We start from the raw sequence: 19,095 nt of genomic DNA on the forward strand, positions 1-19,095 counted from the left end.
GGCCAAGGGGCCCTGCCGTGCGTCATGGCGCGTGGCCGCCAGGGGACCCCGCGAAGGGGTACGCAAAGATCGCGCTGGGCCCGGCGGAGCCCAGCGCGATCGACGTTCAGGCCGTGTGGGGGACACCGGCCCGAAAGGTGGTGCCGAGCCGGGCGGCGAAGCGGGATGGGGACCCCGTCGCGCCCGATTCATGGGGTTGTTCAGCCCTCGCTGCGCTGCTGCGGGATACCCGCGAGCAGGGCGCGCACCTCCGCCTCGCGGTAGCGGCGGTGCCCTCCGAGCGTGCGGATGGACGTGAGCTTGCCTGCCTTGGCCCAGCGCGTGACCGTCTTCGGGTCCACGCGGAACATCGTGGCAACCTCAGCCGGGGTCAGCAGCGGCTCGGCATCAGGGGTGCGAGCGGTCATGAGCGGCCTCCTCGGGAGAACCGAACCATCACGGTTCTTTCCTCTAAATTCTGCACCTTGACCCGCGTTGCCCGAAATGGCGGACGCGGGCCGAGTCGGTTATAGGACGAACGGCTTGTCCTCGGCACTACAACTACACCATCTGTCCAGCCACGTCGGCCAAACCGACGGAATTGCCCTCTCAGGTGTCCAACCTCGACGGAAGCCGATGGACCGTGCCATAACGGACAGTCACACCATCGTGACGATCGGTTACAACGCGAGTGGACCTCTCCATCTCCCCGGAAAGGAGCGCAACACCGATGGATCCGGCCTCAGTTGGACGGACGAAGCCCCCTCCGGACTCCTTGTCCTATTTTGACACGAGAGATGCCCTTCAGGGCAAGGCCCCGGTAAGTGCGGTCGGTCACCCTGGGGCGACTTTGAGGCGGCTTCGGGACGGCTTCGGGGCGAAAGGCCGGCAACGGACCCGAACGACCCGGTTCACGGCACGCGGGACGCCCGGTGGCCCGAGCCGCCCGCGCGGTACGCCTCAACTGGCCAGCCCGCGGTGCCGTACCGCCCGCCAGCGCTCGGCCAGCCGGTCGTAGACCGCGCTCGCGCGCTCGCCGTCGCCCTCCCGCAGCGCCGCCAGCCCCTCCGCGGTGTCGGCCGCGGAGTGGTCCGAGGCCAGCTGCTCCTCCGGGAGGGTATACACCAGTCCGCCGTAGTCCAGCTCCACCATCGACCGCGGGTGGAACTCCTCCAGCCAGCGCCCCACGTCCACCAGCCCGTCGATCAGCGGACTGTCCTCCAGTTCCTCGCGCAGCACCTTCAGCGCACGCGCCACCCGCCGCCGCGCCTGCACCATCGGCGTGCGGTAGCGCAGGACGAGCCCCTCCCCCGCGCCGCCGGCGTCCGCCTTCCCGCCGTACTCGCGTTCCTCGTCCGCGAAGAGCACGAACCAGCGCACCGGCACATGCCAGGTCGCCGAGCGGATCCACGGCCTGGCGTCCGGGTTCCGCTCCCGCCAGCGGTCGTAGTCCGCCGCGGCCTCGCGCCGCACCACCGGCGGCACCGCCGCGTCCAGCACCGGGGCGGGCAGCTCGTCGCCGAGCCCGGCCAGCGCCTGCCAGCCCCGCAGTCTGGTCCGCCAGGGGCAGACGCACAGCACTCCGTCCACCTCGGCCACGAAGGCGTCCGCGCTCTCGCGTACCGGCACCACCACGGGCGGCACCGGCAGCAGGTCCGCCAGCGACCGGCGCAGCTCGTCCTGCGCGCCGGGCAGGCGCCCGCGGCGGGCGTAGCGGGCCCAGTGGGAGCGTTCCGGCTCGGGGAAGGCGGCCAGCGGCTCGTAGACCCGCAGGTAGGACGTGTACGGAACGGCCACCGGAGTAGTGAGGGCCAAGGGATTCTTCCTCCCGGAGCAGCGGGCCGAGGGGCGGACAACGGCAGTTCAATACCCTGATCGTGGCACCGCAACTGCACACCCGTACTCATGGGGGTCCTCAGGCCGTACCCTCATGCCAACCGGCCCGCCCCGCACCCCGCCGCCACAAGCGGGGGATGCTGGAAGGGCACCCTTCCGCGACATACAGGAGTCACCACCGTGACTGACGTACGTCCCGCCGTCAGCGTCGACGGGCACCGAGACGGACCGGAGAGCGCCGTGAGCGCGCAGCGCGACACCGGTTCGGTCCTGCACACCCTGTTCCACTCCGAGCTGGGCGGCCATGAGCAGGTCGTCCTCTGCCAGGACCGTCAGACCGGCCTGAAGGCGGTCATCGCCGTCCACTCCACGGCCCTGGGCCCGGCTCTGGGCGGCACCCGCTTCCACGCCTACGCCTCCGAGGAGAATCCGGAGGAGGCCGCGGTGAAGGACGCCCTCAACCTCGCCCGCGGCATGTCGTACAAGAACGCGCTCGCCGGGCTGGACCACGGCGGCGGCAAGGCCGTGATCATCGGTGACCCCGGCCAGCACAAGACCGAGGCCCTGCTGGAGGCCTACGGCCGCTTCGTCGCCTCCCTCGGCGGCCGCTACGTCACCGCCTGCGACGTCGGCACCTACGTCCAGGACATGGACGTGGTCTCGCGCACCTGCCGCTGGACGACCGGCCGCTCCCCGGAGAACGGCGGCGCCGGCGACTCCTCCGTACTCACCGCCTTCGGCGTCTACCAGGGCATGCGTGCCAGCGCGGGGCACCTGTGGGGCGACACCTCGCTGCGCGGCCGGAAGGTCGGCATCGCGGGCGTCGGCAAGGTCGGCCGCCACCTGGTGGGCCATCTACTCGAGGAGGGCGCCGAGGTCCTGGTCACGGATGTGCGCCCCGAGGCGGTCGAGCAGATCACGGCCGCGCACCCGGAGGTGGTGGCCGTCGCCGACACCGACGCGCTGATCCGCACCGAGGGCCTGGACGTGTACGCGCCCTGCGCGCTCGGCGGTGCCCTGAACGACGAGACCGTCGCCGTGCTGACCGCGAGGGTGGTCTGCGGCGCGGCCAACAACCAGCTCGCCCACCCGGGTGTCGAGAAGGACCTCGCCGGCCGGGGCGTCCTCTACGCGCCCGACTACGTGGTGAACTCCGGCGGCGTGATCCAGGTCGCGGACGAGCTCCACGGCTTCGACTTCGCACGCGCGAAGGCGAAGGCCGGGAAGATCCACGACACCACGCTGGCGATCTTCGAGCGCGCCGCGGCCGACGGCGTGCCGCCGGCGGTGGCGGCCGACCGCGTCGCCGAGCAGCGGATGGCCGAGGCCCGCGGGGCCGGCGCCGGTTTCTGACCCGGCGTACACCCAAGCATCACTCCTGGTGACGGGTGGTGGGGGAGACATCCCTCACCACCCCTGCGCGGGTGACCGGGCGGACAGAAGGTAAAATCGTCACTGACCAGCGGAGAACTGGTCACCAGGCAGGGCGGGCACCGGTCGTGTCGTGCGGGCGGCGTACCGTACGGCCACGGAAGCAGGTACCGTTGAAGCTCCACGGACGGTCTCTCGATCGAATCGAGGGTCCGCTCCGCATCGTGAACGCGTGTCAAGACTCTGGGGCCGTTGAGCCCCGTCGTTGAGGGGGTCGAGCCATGGGGCGCGGCCGGGCCAAGGCCAAGCAGACGAAGGTCGCCCGCCAGCTGAAGTACAACAGCGGTGGGACTGATCTCGCACGCCTGGCTGAGGAGCTGGGCGCATCGACATCGAGTCAGCCGCCGAACGGCGAGCGGTTCGAGGACGATGAGCTGGACGACCCGTACGCACGGTACGCGGATCTGTACAACGACGATGACGAGGACGCGGAGGGGGACGACCACCCGGTCGACTCCCGCGGGTCCTCCTCACCGTCGAACCATCGACGCCGCGCCTGAGGACGTCGTCGTCCACTGAACAAAGCGATCTCATACCGATAGCGGTCACCACCCGGTCCGGCCACCGCCGGACCGGGTTTTGATCCTGTCCGCCCCCGTCGCTCAGCCCGCGTAGTCCCCGGTGAGGGCCACGGCCTCGGCGCGGTCACCGCGCTCGGAGACCTCGCCGGCGACCCAGGCGTCCACCCCGCGCTCGCCCAGCAGGGACAGCGTCGCGCCGACCGACTCCGGCGGGACGACGGCGACCATGCCGACACCCATGTTGAGGGTCTTCTCCAGCTCCGCACGCTCGACCCCGCCCAACTCGCCCACCGTCCGGAAGACCGCCGCCGGGCTCCAGGTGGAGCGGTCCACGGTGGCGTGCAGTCCGTCGGGCACGACACGCGCGAGGTTGCCGGCCAGTCCGCCGCCGGTGATGTGCGAGAGGGCGTGCACCTCGGTGGCCCTCGCCAGCGCCAGGCAGTCCAGCGAGTAGATCTTGGTGGGCTCCAGCAGCTCCTCGCCCAGCGTCCGGCCGAAGTCCTCGACATGGCGGTCCAGCGACCAGCCCGCCCGGTCGAAGAACACGTGCCGCACCAGCGAGTACCCGTTGGAGTGAAGGCCGGAGGCGCCCATCGCGACGACCGCGTCGCCCGGACGGATGCGGTCCGCGCCCAGGATCCCGTCGGCCTCCACGACACCCGTGCCCGCGCCGGCCACGTCGTACTCGTCCGGGCCCATCAGCCCCGGGTGCTCGGCCGTCTCACCGCCGACCAGGGCGCAGCCCGCCAGGACGCAGCCCTCGGCGATGCCCTTGACGATGGAGGCGACCCGCTCGGGAACGACCTTGCCCACGCTGATGTAGTCGGTCATGAACAGCGGCTCGGCGCCGCAGACCACCAGGTCGTCCACGACCATCGCCACCAGGTCGTGGCCGATGGTGTCGTGGACGCCCATCCGCTGCGCGACGGCGACCTTGGTGCCCACGCCGTCGGTGGCCGAGGCCAGCAGCGGGCGCCGGTAGTCCTTGAGCGCGGAGGCGTCGAAGAGGCCGGCGAAGCCGCCGAGCGCCCCGATGCTCTCGGGCCGGCGGGCCTTGCCCACCCACTCCTTCATCAGCGTGACGGCGCGGTCGCCCGCCTCGATGTCCACTCCGGCGGCGGCGTAGCTGGCGCCCTGGCCGGCCGGGGTCGGGTTCGTGGAGGTCATGGTCTTCCTCTGGGAGGGACGGCGGCCCGGCGGCTCACCGGGACGGTCGGCGGCTGAGCGGCTCGCCGGAACGGCCGCCGGCGGGCCGGCGGAGATCAGGGCCTGCGCAGCGCGTCGGCCGCGCCGGGGCCCGCGAGCAGGCTCCGCACTCCGTCGGGGTCGGCACCGGATGCCTCGGCGGTCTCGGACTCCAGCAGGTGCTTGCCCAGCAGCCCGGGGTCCGGCAGTTCCATCGGGTACTCACCGTCGAAGCAGGCCCGGCACAGATCCGGCTTGGCGATGGTGGTCGCCTCGACCATTCCCTCCAGCGAGATGTACGCCAGGGAGTCCGCCCCCAGTGAGGTGCCGATCTCCTCGACCGACAGGCCGTTGGCGATCAGCTCGGCACGGGTGGCGAAGTCGATGCCGAAGAAGCACGGCCACTTGATGGGCGGCGAGCTGATCCGCACGTGCACCTCGGCCGCGCCCGCCTCGCGCAGCATCCGCACCAGGGCGCGCTGGGTGTTGCCGCGGACGATCGAGTCGTCGACGACCACCAGGCGCTTGCCGCGGATGACCTCCTTGAGGGGGTTGAGCTTGAGGCGGATGCCGAGCTGGCGGATGGTCTGCGAGGGCTGGATGAACGTCCGGCCCACGTAGGAGTTCTTGACCAGGCCGCTGCCGTACGGGATGCCGCTGGCCTCGGCGTAGCCGACCGCGGCCGGGGTGCCGGACTCCGGGGTCGCTATGACCAGGTCCGCGTCGGCCGGGGCCTCGGCGGCCAGCCGGCGGCCCATCTCCACACGGGAGAGGTAGACGTTGCGGCCCGCGATGTCGGTGTCGGGGCGCGCGAGGTAGACGTACTCGAAGACGCAGCCCTTCGGCTTCGCTTCCGTGAAGCGCTGGGTGCGCAGCCCGTCCTCGTCGATGGCGACCATCTCGCCGGGCTCGATCTCCCGGATGAAGGAGGCGCCGACGATGTCCAGGGCCGCGGTCTCGGAGGCCACCACCCAGCCGCGCTCCAGCCGGCCGAGCACCAGCGGGCGTATGCCCTGCGGGTCGCGGGCGGCGTAGAGGGTGTGCTCGTCCATGAAGACCAGGCTGAACGCGCCCTTGACCTTCGGCAGGACGGCCGGGGCGGCCTGCTCGACGGTGAGCGGCTTGCCGTCCTCGTCGACCTGGCCCGCCAGCAGGGCGGTGACCAGGTCGGTGTCGTTGGTGGCGGCAACCTGGGTGGCCCGGCCGCCCGTGCTGGGCAGCGCGGCGACCAGCTCGGCGAGCTCGGCGGTGTTGACCAGGTTGCCGTTGTGGCCCAGCGCGATCGAGCCCCGGGCGGTGGCCCGGAAGGTGGGCTGGGCGTTCTCCCACACCGAGGCGCCGGTGGTCGAGTAGCGCGCGTGGCCGACCGCGATGTGGCCCCTGAGGGAGCCGAGGGAGGTTTCGTCGAAGACCTGGGAGACCAGGCCCATGTCCTTGAAGACGAGGATCTGGGAGCCGTTGCTCACCGCGATGCCCGCGGACTCCTGTCCCCGGTGCTGCAGCGCGTACAGCCCGAAATAGGTGAGCTTGGCGACCTCTTCCCCCGGGGCCCAGACTCCGAAGACGCCGCAGGCGTCCTGGGGGCCCTTCTCTCCGGGGAGCAGGTCGTGGTTGAGTCGTCCGTCACCACGTGGCACGCCACCGAGTCTAGGACAGGTCCCGCGGTGCTCAGTACCCGGGACCGCCGCTTCCCCCGGTCCCCGGCCGCCTTTCACCGCAGGTCATCACTCCAGCACGGGGAGGTGGTCGCGCAGATCGGCGCGCTCGCCGCTCGCTGTGAGATGCGCCGCATCCAGCTCCTTGAGCCAGTCGGCGCGGCCGGTCGCCAGCCGGATCCAGGTCAGCGGATCGGTCTCCACGACGTTCGGCGGGGTGCCGCGGGTGTGCCGCGGACCCGCCACGCACTGGACGACCGCGAAGGGCGGGATCCGCACCTCCACCGAGGCGCCGGGCGCCTTGGCGGCCAGCGCGTCCGCCAGCAGCCGCACGGTCGTCGCCAGGGCCTGGCGGACCGGCGGGACGCGTACGCCGGTGGCCCGGGTGAGGTCGTCGCTGTGCACCACCAGCTCCAGCAGGCGGGTCACGGTGAAGTCCAGCGCCCGCATCGCGCCGAAGGAGTGCGGCAGCAGTACGTCCGCGCGCACGGCCTGCTCCAGCACCGGCTCCAGCTCCTCGACGGCGTCGTCCACCGCGCGGGCCGCGTCGTCGTACGCCCGCGCGTGCCTGCGGGTCGCCTCGTCGAACTCGTGGGCGGCGCCGGCCACGGACACCGCCCAGGCGTTCAGGTCCGTCTGCGGCGCGGCGGCCCGGGGCGGGGGCTCGGCGAGCAGCCGGGGCACCGCCTCGATCTGCACGGCGATGTGGAGCACCAGATGGCGCACGTCCCAGCCGGGCAGCCCGGAGGGCCGGGCCAGCTGGTCGGGGGTGAGGCCGCGCACGGCGTTGCGCACGGCCTCCACCTGCCCGATGAGCCCGGCCCGCACCAGGGCCGGGTCGTACGTCCTGGGCTTGCGCTTCACCGGAGGCATGGCGTCAGAGTAGAACGCCGCCCGGCCGGAACAGGCGGTTACCCACCGGTCGGGACGCCGGTCCGGTCCGGTGGTGAACCCGCCGGCACCCGGTGACAGCCGTGCCCCGCCACCCGGGGCACGGGCGGCGGGGCACGGGCGGCCGTGGTGCGGCCGCCGTCGCGGGCGTCAGGCGAACAGCGCCGGGATGGCCGCCTCGTGGACCTCGCGCAGCTCGGCCAGGGAGAGGGAGAACTGCCCCTGGACCTCGATGGCGTCGCCGTCCACCACGCCGATGCGGGTGGCGGGCAGGCCGCGGGCGCCGCACATGTCGGTGAAGCGCAGCTCCTCGCTGCGCGGCACCGAGACGATCGCGCGGCCGGCCGACTCGGAGAACAGGAGGACGAACGGGTCCAGCCCGTCGGGGACGACCAGCCGGGCCCCCTTGCCCCCCTTGAGGCAGGACTCGGTCAGCGCCTGGACCAGCCCGCCGTCGCTCAGGTCGTGCGCGGCGTCGACCATGCCGTCGCGGGAGGCTGAGATCAGGATCTCGGCGAGCAGCCGCTCGCGTTCCAGGTCCACCTTCGGCGGCAGCCCGCCCAGGTGGTCGTGGATCACCTGGGACCAGGCCGAGCCGCCCAGCTCCTCGCGGGTGTCGCCGAGGAGGTAGAGCATCTGCCCCTCCTCCGCGAACGCCATCGGGGTGCGGCGGCCGACGTCGTCGATCACTCCGAGCACACCGACCACCGGAGTGGGGTGGATGGCGGTGTCGCCCGTCTGGTTGTAGAGGGAGACGTTGCCGCCGGTCACCGGGGTGCCCAGCGTCTGGCAGCCGTCGGCCAGGCCGCGGCAGGCCTCGGCGAACTGCCACATCGCGCCCGGGTCCTCCGGCGAGCCGAAGTTCAGGCAGTCGGTGACGGCCAGCGGCTTCGCGCCGGTGGCGGCGACGTTGCGGTAGGACTCGGCCAGCGCGAGCTGCGCGCCGGTGTACGGGTCGAGCCTGGCGTAGCGGCCGTTGCCGTCGGTGGCGACGGCGACGCCCAGGCCGGTCTCCTCGTCGACGCGGATCATGCCGCTGTCCTCGGGCTGGGCCAGGACGGTGTTGCCGAGCACGTAGCGGTCGTACTGGTCGGTGATCCACGCCTTGGATGCCTGGTTCGGCGAGCCGACCAGCCTCAGGACCTGCTCGCGCAGCTCGTCCCCGTCCTTGGGCCGGGGCAGGGCGTTCGCGTCGTCGGCCTGGAGGGCGTCCTGCCACTCGGGGCGGGCGTAGGGACGGTTGTAGACCGGGCCCTCGTGGGCGACGGTGCGCGGAGGCACGTCCACGATCTGCTCGCCGTGCCAGTAGATCTCCAGCCGGTCGCCGTCGGTGACCTCGCCGATGACGGTGGCGATGACGTCCCACTTCTCGCAGATCTCGAGGAAGCGGCCGACCTTGTCCGGCTCGACGACGGCGCACATGCGCTCCTGCGACTCGCTCATGAGGATCTCCTCGGGCGAGAGCGTGGAGTCGCGCAGCGGGACGGTGTCCAGCTCGACGCGCATGCCGCCGGAGCCGGCCGAGGCCAGCTCGGAGGTGGCGCAGGACAGGCCGGCGCCGCCGAGGTCCTGGATGCCGACGACCAGGTCCTCCTTGAAGACCTCCAGGGTGCACTCGATGAGGAGCTTCTCCTGGAAGGGGTCGCCGACCTGGACGGCCGGACGCTTGGCCGGGCCCGTCTCGTCGAAGGTCTCGGAGGCGAGCACGGAGACGCCGCCGATGCCGTCGCCGCCGGTGCGGGCGCCGTAGAGGATGACCTTGTTGCCGGTGCCCGACGCCTTGGCCAGGTGGATGTCCTCGTGCCGCATCACACCCACGCACAGGGCGTTGACCAGCGGGTTGCCCTGGTAGCAGGGGTCGAAGACGACCTCGCCGCCGATGTTGGGCAGGCCCAGGCAGTTGCCGTAGCCGCCGATGCCGGCGACGACGCCGGGCAGTACGCGCCGGGTGTCGGGGTGGTCGGCGGCGCCGAAGCGCAGCGGGTCCATCACCGCGACCGGGCGGGCGCCCATGGCCAGGATGTCGCGGACGATGCCGCCGATGCCGGTGGCCGCGCCCTGATAGGGCTCGATGTAGGAGGGGTGGTTGTGCGACTCCACCTTGAAGGTGACGGCGTAGCCCTGGCCGACGTCCACGACGCCGGCGTTCTCGCCGATGCCCACCAGCATGGCGTCGGACTCCGGGGCCTTCTCGCCGAACTGCTTCAGGTGGACCTTGCTGGACTTGTAGGAGCAGTGCTCGGACCACATCACGGAGTACATGGCCAGCTCGGCGCCGGTCGGGCGGCGGCCGAGGATCTCCCGGATGCGGTCGTACTCGTCGCTCTTGAGGCCGAGCTCGGCCCAGGGCTGCCCGACGTCCGGGGTGTCGCCCGCGTGCTTGACGGTGTCGAGGGTCATGCCGCGCCCTTTCGATGAGCTTCTCCGCCCGCACGACGCAGAGGTGCGGGCATCGGGGCCGTCCGCGGCCGAGTGGTCGTGCGTACGTCGCTCATCGCGCCCTTTCGATGAGCTTCTCCGCCCGCACGACGCAGAGGTGCGGGCATCGGGGCCGTCCGCGGCCGAGTGGTCGTGCGTACGTCGCTCATCGCGCCCTTTCGATGAGCTTCTCCGCCCGCACGACGCAGAGGTGCGGGCATCGGGGCCGTCCGCGGCCGAGTGGTCGTGCGTACGTCGCTCATGGGGTGGTGACCAGCTTCTTGAGGACCGAGGTGAAGAATCCCAGCCCGTCGGTGGTGGGCCCGGTCAGGGCCTCGACGGCGTGCTCGGGGTGGGGCATGAGGCCGACGACGTTGCCGGCCTCGTTGCTGATGCCCGCGATGTCGCGGCGGGAGCCGTTGGGGTTGACGCCCAGGTAACGGAAGACGACCCGGCCGGTCGCCTCCAGCTCGTCCAGGGTGCGCTCGTCGGCGACGTAGCCGCCCTCGCCGTTCTTGAGCGGGACGGTGATCTCCTGGCCCTCCGCGTAGTCGGACGTCCAGGCGGTGTCCGCGTTCTCCACGCGCAGCCGCTGGTCGCGGCAGACGAAGTGGAGGTGGTCGTTGCGGGTGAGGGCGCCGGGCAGCAGGTGCGACTCGCACAGCACCTGGAAGCCGTTGCAGACGCCGAGCACCGGCAGACCGGCGCGGGCCTGGTCGACGACCGTCTCCATCACCGGCGAGAAGCGGGCGATGGCGCCGCAGCGCAGGTAGTCGCCGTAGGAGAAGCCGCCGGGGAGGACGACGGCGTCCACCTGGTGCAGGCTCCTGTCGCGGTGCCACAGGGCGACCGGCTCGGCGCCGGCGAGGCTGACGGCACGCCGGGCGTCCACGTCGTCGAGGGAGCCGGGGAAGGTGACGACTCCGATGCGGGTCGTCATGCGGGGGTCACCTCTTCGCGCTCCCCGACGCGCACGGTGAAGTCCTCGATCACGGTGTTGGCGAGGAAGGTCTCGGCGAGCTGGTGGATGCGGGCGAGGGCGTCGTCGTCGACCGGCCCCTCCACCTCGAGCTCGAAGCGCTTGCCCTGGCGGACGTCCGAGATGCCCTCGTAGCCCAGCCGGGGCAGCGCACGCTGAACCGCCTGGCCCTGGGGGTCGAGGATCTCCGGCTTGAGCATGACGTCGACTACGACGCGAGCCACAGGTACTCCCGGTGGGTGTTGGTGCTGGAGGCTGCCGCTTCAGCGTACCCGCCGGAAAATTCTACTCGCGTAGACAAGGGCCACTCCGGTCACGGTCGGGTATCGGCACCCCGGAAAACGCCGGGAAGCACTGCCGAAATCGGCGCCGGAAAAGTAAAGTCGCGTTCGCGGCATGACACGCGGACGAGAATTCAACCGCTCCACCAGACAATGCCCGCCGCTGTCCAGAGGAAAGGGCATTGACACCGATCGCCGGGAACCCTGATATAACCGCATGTCAGGAAGTGGTTTCGAAGTGTTTCCGCATGCGATCCCTCCGAAAGGACCGATATCCGTGGCACAGCGCGTGGTGGTCACACTCTCCGACGACATCGACGGCGGGGAAGCATCGGAAACGGTCACCTTCGGTCTCGACGGCAAGTCGTACGAGATCGATCTCAACCGCGAGAACGCGAAGAAACTGCGCATGGGCCTCGCCCCCTATGTGCGGGCCGGCCGCAAGCGCGCCAGGTCCGGGAAGACGTTCCAGCACACCTCCGTCGCGCCGGACCCGTCCGCGGTGCGGGCCTGGGCCCGGTCGCACGGCTTCGAGGTGCCGCCGCGCGGACGCATCCCCAAGAGGGTCTACGAGGCCTTCGACGAGGCGCACGGAACCGCTCCCGGCGCCGCCTCCGGGGAGTCGCGCTGAGCCCGTCTCCGGGCCGACTTGCCAGGCACCCCGGGTGATCGGCTAGAGTCTGGAGCACGCCGCCGGGAGCGGCCGGAAACGGTCGAGGCCAAGGTGGTCGTGCGGGTGTAGCTCAGTAGTAGAGCGCCCTCTTTCCAAGAGGGAGGCGCAGTGTGCGATTCCTGTCACCCGCTCCGCTCACTCCACCGGACCTTCGGGATCGGGTAGAGTGAAGGTGCGCCGACCGGTGAGAGCCGGGCGGCCGCAACGCGGACGTAGCTCAGTTGGTAGAGCGCAACCTTGCCAAGGTTGAGGTCGCGAGTTCGAGCCTCGTCGTCCGCTCAGGGGAAAGACCCCGGTCCTCCAGGACCGGGGTCTTCTTCGTGTGCGATATCACACCCCCTCATCTCCCCGCGCCCACCGGCCGGTTGACATTTGTCACGCGCGCTCGTGACGGCCCGCACCGCCTCCCGCCCCGGTCCCGCGCGACCCTGGTGGCATGGAGACCGGAGAACAGGCAATCGAGGTGAGCGGGCTGCGGCGGCGCTACGGCCCGGCGAAGGGGGACGGCGGCTTCGATGCCGTACGGGGGATCTCGTTCTCCGTGGCGCGCGGCGAGCTGTTCGCGCTGCTGGGGACGAACGGGGCGGGCAAGACCTCCACCGTCGAGGTGCTGGAGGGGATGGCCGAGCCCGGCGGCGGCCGGGTGCGCGTGCTCGGGCACGATCCGTACCGCGAGCGTGCCCGGGTGCGGTCGCGGATCGGGGTGATGCTCCAGGAGGGCGGCTTCCCCTCCGACCTGACCGTCGCCGAGACCGCGCGGATGTGGGCCGGCTGCACCAGCGGGGCCCGTCCGGTCCCGGAGGCGCTGGAGATGGTGGGACTGACCCGGCGCGCGGACGTACGGGTCAAACAGCTCTCCGGCGGCGAGCGGCGGCGGCTGGACCTGGCCATGGCCCTGCTCGGCCGCCCCGAGGTGCTCTTCCTGGACGAGCCGACGACCGGACTGGACGCCGAGGGCCGGCGGGAGACCTGGCGCCTGGTGCGGGAGTTGCGGGAGGGCGGTACGACCGTGGTGCTGACCACGCACTACCTGGAGGAGGCCGAGGAGCTGGCCGACCGGCTGGCGATCATGCGGGCGGGGCGGATCGTCGTCTCCGGCACTCCCGCCGAGGTCACCGCCTCGCGCCCGTCCCGGATCCGCTTCACCCTGCCCGAGGAGGTGCCCGCCGCCCGGCTCCCGCTGTCCCTGAAGGCCGCCGAGCACGGGCGGGGGGTGGAGATCCGCACCGGCCGGCTGCAGGAGTCGCTGACCGAACTCCTGCTGTGGGCGCGGCAGGAGGGTGTGGAGCTGACGGGTCTGGACGCCCGCTCGGCCTCCCTGGAGGAGGCGTTCCTGGAGATCGCCCACGGGGACGGCCCGGACGCGGCGGAGGACGACGGCACGGCACGAGTGGCGAAGGCGGGAGCACGATGAGCGCGACGGACACCGGGAGCGGGACGGGCGGTGGCGGGACGGCCGGCGGGGCCGCGGCCTCCCTGGGCAGGCTGCGGTCGCTGGCCCGGGCGGAGCTGACGCTGCTCGTCCGCAACCGCACCGCCATGTTCACCGCCCTGCTGATGCCGTTGCTCATGGTGCTGTTCATGCGCTCCGCGGTCGAGCAGGCGCCGCTGGAGGGCACCGGGCTGAGCGTCACCGACCTGGTGATGACCAGCGGCATCCCGATGGTGCTGATCCTCGTCGTCTATCTGAACCTCATCCCCGCCTACGTCTCCCGCCGCGAGGAGCTGGTCCTCAAGCGGCTGCGGACCGGGGAGCTGCGGGACTGGGAGATCCTGGCCGGCGCGGCGCTGCCGGTGGTCACCGTGGCGCTGGCGCAGTGCGCCGTGCTGGTCGCGGCGGGCGCGGCCCTGCTGGAGATGACGCCGCCGGACCGGCCGGACCTGCTGGTGCTGGGCGTACTGCTGGGCGCCGTCCTGATGGTGCTGACGGCCGCCGCGACGGCCGTGATCACCCGGACGACGGAGAGCGCGCAGATCACCGCGCTGCCGCTGCTGATGGTCTCGCTGGTCGGCTCGGGGCTGTTCGTACCCCTGGAGGTCATGCCGGAGGGGATGGCCGATGTCCTGCGGCTGCTGCCGGTGACACCGGTGGTGGACCTGGTGCGGTACGGCTGGCTCGGCGGCGGCGAACCGGGCGAGGTGCTGCGGGCTCTGGGGACCGCCGTGGCCTGGGCGCTGGTTTCGGTGTCCGCCGTACGGCGGTGGTTCCGCTGGGAACCGCGTCACTGAGGTGCGAGGAGCGAGTGTGGCGGTGGCGGTCGGGAAAGGCGCGCCGGGCTGGGTGGAGCGGATACGGCGGTCCAGCGGGCCGGTCCGCTTCCACCAGTGCACCCGCTTCACGCTCTACAGCTTCGCGGTGTGCGAGGCGGTGCCGCTGGCCTTCCGGTGCGTGGCGCAGCGCGGCGGCGTCCCCCTCCGGGCCGCGGTCCCGCTGATCGCGCTGTTCGCGGCGCACTCCGCGTGCCATCCGCTGCTGTGCCGGGCCGGGCCGCGGTACCACCTGGGCTCGGCCGAACGGCCGGGCGGTCTGACGGCCCGAATCCCGACGCGACCGGACCGGGAGGCCGCGGGGGTACGGGGCTTCGTGCCCAGGACGGTCTCGGCGCAGCGGCTGGCCGAGATCATCCGCACGGTGCACGCCGGCAACCGCTATGTGGACCCGGAGCCGGCCGCCCGGGAGGCCGGCTCCTGGAGCTGGCGGCGGACGGGGCGCCGGTCGCGGAGATCGCCGAGCGGGCCGCGCTGGCGCCGGGAACGGTCCGCAACTACCTGTCGTCGGCCGCCGCGAAGCTGTCGGCGGAGAACCGGCACGCGGCCGTGCGCATCGCACGCGAGCGGGGTTGGCTATAGTGGGGGCGCACCGAACGGAGCAGGCGGACGTAGCTCAGTTGGTAGAGCACCACCTTGCCAAGGTGGATGTCGCGAGTTCGAGTCTCGTCGTCCGCTCGGAGGGAAGGCCCCGGTCCTGAGGGACCGGGGCCTTCCCCGTGTGCGGCGCGGTGTGCGGCCCGCGGGGGCGGGCCCCACACGCGCCGTCAGCTCCAGCGGGTGCCCGTCAGCAGCTCGTACGCCTCGATGTAGCGGGCGCGGGTGCGCTCGACGACCTCGGCGGGCAGCTCGGGCGGGGGGACCTCGCCGCCGCGGTCCCAGCCGGCGGCCGGGGAGGTCAGCCAGTCGCGGACGATCTGCTTGTCGAACGAGGGCTGGGAGCGGCCCGGCTCCCACGCGTCGACGGGCCAGAAGCGCGAGGAGTCCGGCGTCAGCACCTCGTCGGCGAGCACCAGCCGTTCCTCACCGCCCTCCTCCACGGCCCACCCGAACTCGAACTTGGTGTCGGCCAGGATGATGCCCCGCTCCCTGGCGATGTCGCGGCCCCGGGAGTAGACGGCCAGGGTGAGCTGGCGCAGCCCGGCGGCGGTCTCGGCGCCGACCCGGCGGGCGACCTCCTCGTAGGGGACGTTCTCGTCGTGCTCGCCGACCTCCGCCTTGGTGGCCGGGGTGAAGACGGGGGCGGGCAGCTCGGAGCCGTCCTCCAGGCCCTCGGGCAGGGCGAGGCCGCAGACGGTGCGGGCCTGGCGGTACTCGGCCAGGCCCGAACCGGTGAGGTAGCCGCGGGCCACGCACTCGACCGGGACCATGCGCAGGGAGCGGCAGACCACCGTGCGGCCCGCCCAGTCGGCGGGGGCGCCCGGCGGCAGCTCGGTGGAGAGCACATGGCCCGGTACCAGGTCGGCGAGCTGGTCGAACCACCACAGGGAGAGCTGGGTGAGGACGCGGCCCTTGTCGGGGATCTCCGTCGGCAGCACCCAGTCGTAGGCGGACACCCGGTCGCTGGCGACCATCACCAGATCCCCCGCCTCGTTCCGGTACAGGTCCCGCACCTTGCCGGTGTGCACGTGCACCAGACCCGGCACCTGTACGGGTTCGGGCTTCTCTACGAATCCGGTCACGGCTCCTCCTGTGGCGTGGTCCAGGAGTTCCGATTCTCCCGTACCGCCGCCCTCCCCACCGGCCGGGGTCGGACGGACGGGTGGGGGCGCGCCGCGCGAACGGCCCCGCCCGGGAGGGCCGGAGGGTCCGTGGGCGCTCAGGGATGCCTGCAGATGTGGTCCAGGAGGTTGGCCGTGGCCCGCTGGATGCGGGAGTCGGTGTGGCCGGGGCGGTCCAGGGCCGGGGACCAGGCGAAGGTGCCCGAGGCGAAGACCAGGGCGCCGCCGGGCGTCTCGTACAGGGAGGTCTCCTGGTGGCGGCGGGCGCCGGAGGCGTCCCGGTAGGGCGAGTGGGCGAGCAGGATGCGGCCGGTGTGCGGGGGCAGGGCGGTGCGCGGGAAGTACCGGTCGGCCTCGCCCGCCACCAGACCGGGCAGTTCCTCGCCCTCCGCCGCCCCGGTGGCCTCCCACAGCCAGTGGGAGGCGTTCCGTACGACCATCGGGTGCGGCCGGGGCACCTGGCCCGCGTACTGGATGCCCAGCACCTGCTGTTCGGGGTCGCCCTGGTCGCGCCAGCGCCGCGAGCGGCCCGGGCCGCGCCGCTTGCGGCAGGTCATCAGCCGGCCGGGGGCTCCGGAGGGCGAGGGACCCAGCTCGACCTGCCAGTACATGGTGTTGGCCGAGAGGAAGACCAGCGAGGTACCGCCGTCACGGGCCTTCTCCACGGCCCGGCGCATGGGCGCCGACCAGTACTCGTCGTGGCCGGCGAAGACCAGGCCGCGGTAGCGGGAGGGGTCGACGCGGCCCGCGTGCAGATCGCGGGTGTCGGCGTAGGCCAGGTCGTAGCCGTAGCGCTCGGCCCAGCGGATGAAGTCGTAGGCGTGGCCCACGTGCAGGGGCAGGCCCGCGCCCGCGTACGGCCGGTCGAAGGAGACGGTGACGGCCGCGTCCTCCTCCCCCAGCAGCCTCCCCTCCCCGTCCCAGGCGTGGTAGAGGCTGGCGCCGGTGCGGCCGTCCTCGGGGAAGAGGTTGTACGCCTGCCAGGTGACGTCGGGGAGGACCAGCAGCAGGTCGCCGGGGCGCTCGTCGCGGACGGTGAAGGGGATGTGGGAGCGGTGGCCGTCGGCGGTGGTCAGCACGGCCACATGGGCGCCGGTGCTCCAGTAGTCCGGGATCTGGAGCCGCCAGGAGAGCCACCAGTGGTGGCAGGAGACGGTGCGGTCGGCGGTCAGCGGCGCCGGCTGGACGATGCCGGACAGCCGGGGGCTGGTGGTGATCTTGGTGGCGCCCTCGCCGGCGTAGTGGCCGATCCGGTAGACGTCCACACCGAAGGGCTGGGGCGGGTTGACCGTGATCCGGAAGTCGATGGACTCACCGGGCGAGACCGCGCTCTCGGAGGTGAAGCCCTTGATCTGGCAGTGCACGTCGTCGGCGGCGCACGGGCCGCCGCCCGCCGCGGACGGGGCGCGTGCGCCGTCCAGGCTGCTGTGGTCGAGGTACCAGGGGACGACGTGGCCGGTGTCGTCGAAGTAGTGCTCGCCGCACCGCAGCCAGGGCAGCGGTCCCTGCCCGAACGGATCGGTGACCGCGTGTGCGAGAGCCCCCGACTCCCAGCGCCGGATCTGCTCCGTGCCCACCTGCCTCTCCCCTCCCTGCGTCCGTCCCGCGATGCCGGACACCAGCACATCACATAAAGCGAACGTCCGGTCACCCTTTGTCGCACGACGGCCGGGGCCGGGTCCGGCCCACCAGGCGGCTCAGACCAGGCGGATGGGCTTGTCGGACCGTACGCCGACGGCCGCCAGCCAGTCGCGCAGCGGCCGGGGGTCGCCGTCCTCGGCGAGGGCGAGGACGGGACGGGCCAGGTCCGCGCGGCGTTCGCCGTCGACGAACAGGGCGGGGCCGTCCAGCCAGTCGAGCCCGGGGGCCGCCCCGGCGGTGTCCACGGCCGCGCAGCACACGGCGGCCGTGACGTGCTCGGCCAGCAGCTCGCGTCCGGAGCGCGGCGGCTGGAGAGGGAAGCCACCGCCGGGCGGGAGAAGCGCGATGTCCCCGCCGGGCACGGGCAGGGACAGGGGTATCGAACCGGCCTCGCGGGCGGCCCCGGCCCGGGCGGCCTCCTCGCGGGCGAGGTCGGCTCCGATCCGGGCGGCGAGCGCGTCGGCGCCACCGGCCGGGGCGTCCGGGACGTCCGGGCCGGCCGGGGCCGCCACACCGGCCAGCCGGTCGATCAGCTCGGCCAGTGTCGGGTTCTCCTCGGCCCGCAGCGCCGCGAAGAGGCGAGCGGTCTCGGAGCGCCAGATGCGGTCCACGACCTCTTCCGGGTATTCCTGCCAGTCCACCGGGGCCCAGTCGGGACCGGGCTCGGCCGGACCGCCGTGGAAGAGGCGCGCGGCCAGCAGGGAGACCTGACGGTCCACCTCGCCGGGCTCCTCCAGCAGGTCGCAGGCGGGGCGCTCGCCCAGCCGGGTGGCGAAACCCTCGGCCAGCCGGTCGCGCCGGGACAGCTCGGTGAGGGCGGAGACCACTCCGGCGTCCAGCCGGGCGGGCCAGCGCCCCGTGCGCCAGGCGGGCAGCGCGACCCTGGTCAGCAGCCGGTCCCAGCCGGCGTACGCCAGGCCCACCTGCTCCTGGGCGACGACCCGCAGGCCGTAGTCGACCGTCTGGGCCCGCACCGCGGCCGCGGCCGCGACCATGCGCTCCATCTCCGCGGCGTGGGAGGCCCCGGCACGCAGCAGCAGCCGGGAGACCCAGCCGACGAAGTCGTACGCGAGCCGTTTGGGCGCCGGGCCGCGGGCCGCGACGGCGACCGCCGCGGCGGCGTCCAGCCCGCGGACGAAACGCCGGGCGGCGGCGATGTCCGGGTGGGCGGACGGGCCCGTCCCGGCCACGATCGGGGCGAGCAGCGCCCGCAGCTCGGCCACCCGCATCCACCACAGGAAGGGGGAGCCGACGACGAGCACGGGGGCGCCCGCGCCGCGCTTCCCCGCGCCGGGGCGCGGCAGACGCCGGCCGCGGGCGGTGTGCGCCCGGTCCTCCAGCCAGCTGTCGCAGTCCGGCGTCAGGGCTATCGCCGAGGGCTCGGGGACGTCCAGCCGGTCGGCGAGATCACGTATCAGCCGGTACAGGTCGGGGGCGGCCGACTCGTGGATCTGCAGGGTGGGGCTGCCCGCCGGGCGCGCCCGGGTCATCGCCGCGGCCCCGCCCGCGGCCGCGGCGATCACCGGTACGGCGACCACCGCGGCCGTCCAGCGCAGCGCGTCCCAGCCGTCGCCGCGGAGGTGGCCGGTGGCCCCTCCGGCCAGCAGGACGACCGC

16 protein-coding genes, 3 tRNA genes and 1 pseudogene are annotated in these 19,095 nt (G+C 72.8%); 9 read left to right on the forward strand and 11 right to left on the reverse strand.

From position 1 onward, the window contains the following. Positions 1 to 200: 200 nt before the first annotated feature. Entirely contained in the window at positions 201 to 407 is a 207-nt protein-coding gene (gene bldC / locus AC2CJA_RS11220; RefSeq protein WP_020869672.1) for a developmental transcriptional regulator BldC, read from the reverse strand. A gap of 532 nt (positions 408 to 939) precedes the next feature. Then, positions 940 to 1,794, reverse strand: coding sequence for a DUF8083 family protein (locus AC2CJA_RS11225; RefSeq protein ID WP_484602525.1), 855 nt, complete (start codon positions 1,792 to 1,794; stop codon positions 940 to 942). 201 nt (positions 1,795 to 1,995) lie between these two features. On the opposite strand from AC2CJA_RS11225, the gene AC2CJA_RS11230 reads away from it, so the two are divergent. Both AC2CJA_RS11230 and AC2CJA_RS11235 read left to right on the forward strand, forming a co-directional pair. After that, positions 1,996 to 3,168: a Leu/Phe/Val dehydrogenase gene (locus AC2CJA_RS11230; RefSeq protein WP_484602526.1), complete on the forward strand. Its 1,173-nt coding sequence runs from the start codon at positions 1,996 to 1,998 to the stop codon at positions 3,166 to 3,168. A gap of 299 nt (positions 3,169 to 3,467) precedes the next feature. Continuing rightward, positions 3,468 to 3,746 carry a DUF3073 domain-containing protein gene (locus AC2CJA_RS11235; protein ID WP_206350398.1) on the forward strand — a complete coding sequence of 93 codons (279 nt, stop codon included), beginning with the start codon at positions 3,468 to 3,470 and terminating at the stop codon, positions 3,744 to 3,746. A 102-nt stretch (positions 3,747 to 3,848) separates the two neighbouring features. Here AC2CJA_RS11235 and purM read toward each other — a convergent pair whose 3' ends face one another. The 6 genes from purM to purS all read right to left on the reverse strand — a co-directional run bounded on the left by purM (position 3,849) and on the right by purS (position 11,119). Beyond that, entirely contained in the window at positions 3,849 to 4,934 is a 1,086-nt protein-coding gene (purM, locus tag AC2CJA_RS11240; RefSeq protein ID WP_484602527.1) for a phosphoribosylformylglycinamidine cyclo-ligase, read from the reverse strand. 95 nt (positions 4,935 to 5,029) lie between these two features. Further along, positions 5,030 to 6,589: an amidophosphoribosyltransferase gene (gene purF / locus AC2CJA_RS11245; protein WP_484602528.1), complete on the reverse strand. Its 1,560-nt coding sequence runs from the start codon at positions 6,587 to 6,589 to the stop codon at positions 5,030 to 5,032. Positions 6,590 to 6,676: 87 nt separating this feature from the next. Further along, a complete protein-coding gene (locus tag AC2CJA_RS11250; RefSeq protein ID WP_484602529.1) occupies positions 6,677 to 7,480 on the reverse strand; it encodes a maleylpyruvate isomerase family mycothiol-dependent enzyme in 804 nt (267 codons plus the stop codon). Positions 7,481 to 7,648: 168 nt separating this feature from the next. Beyond that, positions 7,649 to 9,898, reverse strand: coding sequence for a phosphoribosylformylglycinamidine synthase subunit PurL (purL, locus tag AC2CJA_RS11255; protein ID WP_484602530.1), 2,250 nt, complete (start codon positions 9,896 to 9,898; stop codon positions 7,649 to 7,651). A gap of 277 nt (positions 9,899 to 10,175) precedes the next feature. Beyond that, the gene (gene purQ, locus AC2CJA_RS11260) at positions 10,176 to 10,856 is read right to left on the reverse strand and encodes a phosphoribosylformylglycinamidine synthase subunit PurQ (RefSeq protein WP_484602531.1); all 681 of its coding nucleotides are present in this window, start codon (positions 10,854 to 10,856) and stop codon (positions 10,176 to 10,178) included. Beyond that, positions 10,853 to 11,119 carry a phosphoribosylformylglycinamidine synthase subunit PurS gene (purS, locus tag AC2CJA_RS11265; protein ID WP_484602532.1) on the reverse strand — a complete coding sequence of 89 codons (267 nt, stop codon included), beginning with the start codon at positions 11,117 to 11,119 and terminating at the stop codon, positions 10,853 to 10,855. Before purS ends, purQ begins: the two co-directional genes overlap by 4 nt. Before the next feature lie 334 nt (positions 11,120 to 11,453). On the opposite strand from purS, the gene AC2CJA_RS11270 reads away from it, so the two are divergent. From AC2CJA_RS11270 to AC2CJA_RS11300, 7 genes and pseudogenes are all read left to right on the forward strand, one after another. Further along, positions 11,454 to 11,807 (forward strand): histone-like nucleoid-structuring protein Lsr2, encoded by a 354-nt coding sequence (locus AC2CJA_RS11270; protein ID WP_484602533.1) that lies wholly within the window; start codon positions 11,454 to 11,456, stop codon positions 11,805 to 11,807. 101 nt (positions 11,808 to 11,908) lie between these two features. Then, positions 11,909 to 11,980: transfer RNA gene (locus AC2CJA_RS11275), tRNA-Gly, on the forward strand. A 75-nt stretch (positions 11,981 to 12,055) separates the two neighbouring features. Further along, positions 12,056 to 12,128, forward strand: a tRNA-Gly gene (locus AC2CJA_RS11280). 157 nt (positions 12,129 to 12,285) lie between these two features. Further along, a complete protein-coding gene (locus AC2CJA_RS11285) occupies positions 12,286 to 13,263 on the forward strand; it encodes an ABC transporter ATP-binding protein (RefSeq protein ID WP_484602534.1) in 978 nt (325 codons plus the stop codon). Further along, complete coding sequence (locus AC2CJA_RS11290) at positions 13,260 to 14,078, forward strand: ABC transporter permease (RefSeq protein WP_484602535.1); 819 nt, start codon at positions 13,260 to 13,262, stop codon at positions 14,076 to 14,078. The genes AC2CJA_RS11285 and AC2CJA_RS11290 overlap by 4 nt, the downstream gene beginning before the upstream one ends. 286 nt (positions 14,079 to 14,364) lie before the next feature. Further along, a pseudogene (locus AC2CJA_RS11295) lies at positions 14,365 to 14,699 on the forward strand (response regulator transcription factor); the annotation flags it as partial. 23 nt (positions 14,700 to 14,722) lie between these two features. Further along, positions 14,723 to 14,795: transfer RNA gene (locus AC2CJA_RS11300), tRNA-Gly, on the forward strand. An 89-nt stretch (positions 14,796 to 14,884) separates the two neighbouring features. Here AC2CJA_RS11300 and AC2CJA_RS11305 read toward each other — a convergent pair. The 3 genes from AC2CJA_RS11305 to AC2CJA_RS11315 all read right to left on the reverse strand — a co-directional run. Continuing rightward, positions 14,885 to 15,799 carry a phosphoribosylaminoimidazolesuccinocarboxamide synthase gene (locus tag AC2CJA_RS11305; protein ID WP_484602536.1) on the reverse strand — a complete coding sequence of 305 codons (915 nt, stop codon included), beginning with the start codon at positions 15,797 to 15,799 and terminating at the stop codon, positions 14,885 to 14,887. Positions 15,800 to 15,936: 137 nt separating this feature from the next. Then, on the reverse strand, positions 15,937 to 17,415 hold the full coding sequence (locus tag AC2CJA_RS11310; protein WP_484602537.1) for a N,N-dimethylformamidase beta subunit family domain-containing protein: 1,479 nt from the start codon (positions 17,413 to 17,415) through the stop codon (positions 15,937 to 15,939). Positions 17,416 to 17,535: 120 nt separating this feature from the next. Then, on the reverse strand, positions 17,536 to 19,095 hold a 1,560-nt coding region (locus AC2CJA_RS11315; RefSeq protein ID WP_484602538.1), incomplete at its 5' end, for a hypothetical protein.

It is taken from the genome of Streptomyces sp. ATLC9, assembly GCF_057196705.1.

Coding starts and splice junctions, on each gene's coding strand:
- AC2CJA_RS11285 (WP_484602534.1), top strand. CDS start 12,286: ATGGAGACCGGAGAACAGGCAATCGAGGTGAGCGGGCTGCGGCGGCGC.
- purQ (WP_484602531.1), bottom strand. CDS start 10,856: ATGACGACCCGCATCGGAGTCGTCACCTTCCCCGGCTCCCTCGACGAC.
- AC2CJA_RS11235 (WP_206350398.1), top strand. CDS start 3,468: ATGGGGCGCGGCCGGGCCAAGGCCAAGCAGACGAAGGTCGCCCGCCAG.
- AC2CJA_RS11290 (WP_484602535.1), top strand. CDS start 13,260: ATGAGCGCGACGGACACCGGGAGCGGGACGGGCGGTGGCGGGACGGCC.
- bldC (WP_020869672.1), bottom strand. CDS start 407: ATGACCGCTCGCACCCCTGATGCCGAGCCGCTGCTGACCCCGGCTGAG.
- AC2CJA_RS11250 (WP_484602529.1), bottom strand. CDS start 7,480: ATGCCTCCGGTGAAGCGCAAGCCCAGGACGTACGACCCGGCCCTGGTG.
- purL (WP_484602530.1), bottom strand. CDS start 9,898: ATGACCCTCGACACCGTCAAGCACGCGGGCGACACCCCGGACGTCGGG.
- purM (WP_484602527.1), bottom strand. CDS start 4,934: ATGACCTCCACGAACCCGACCCCGGCCGGCCAGGGCGCCAGCTACGCC.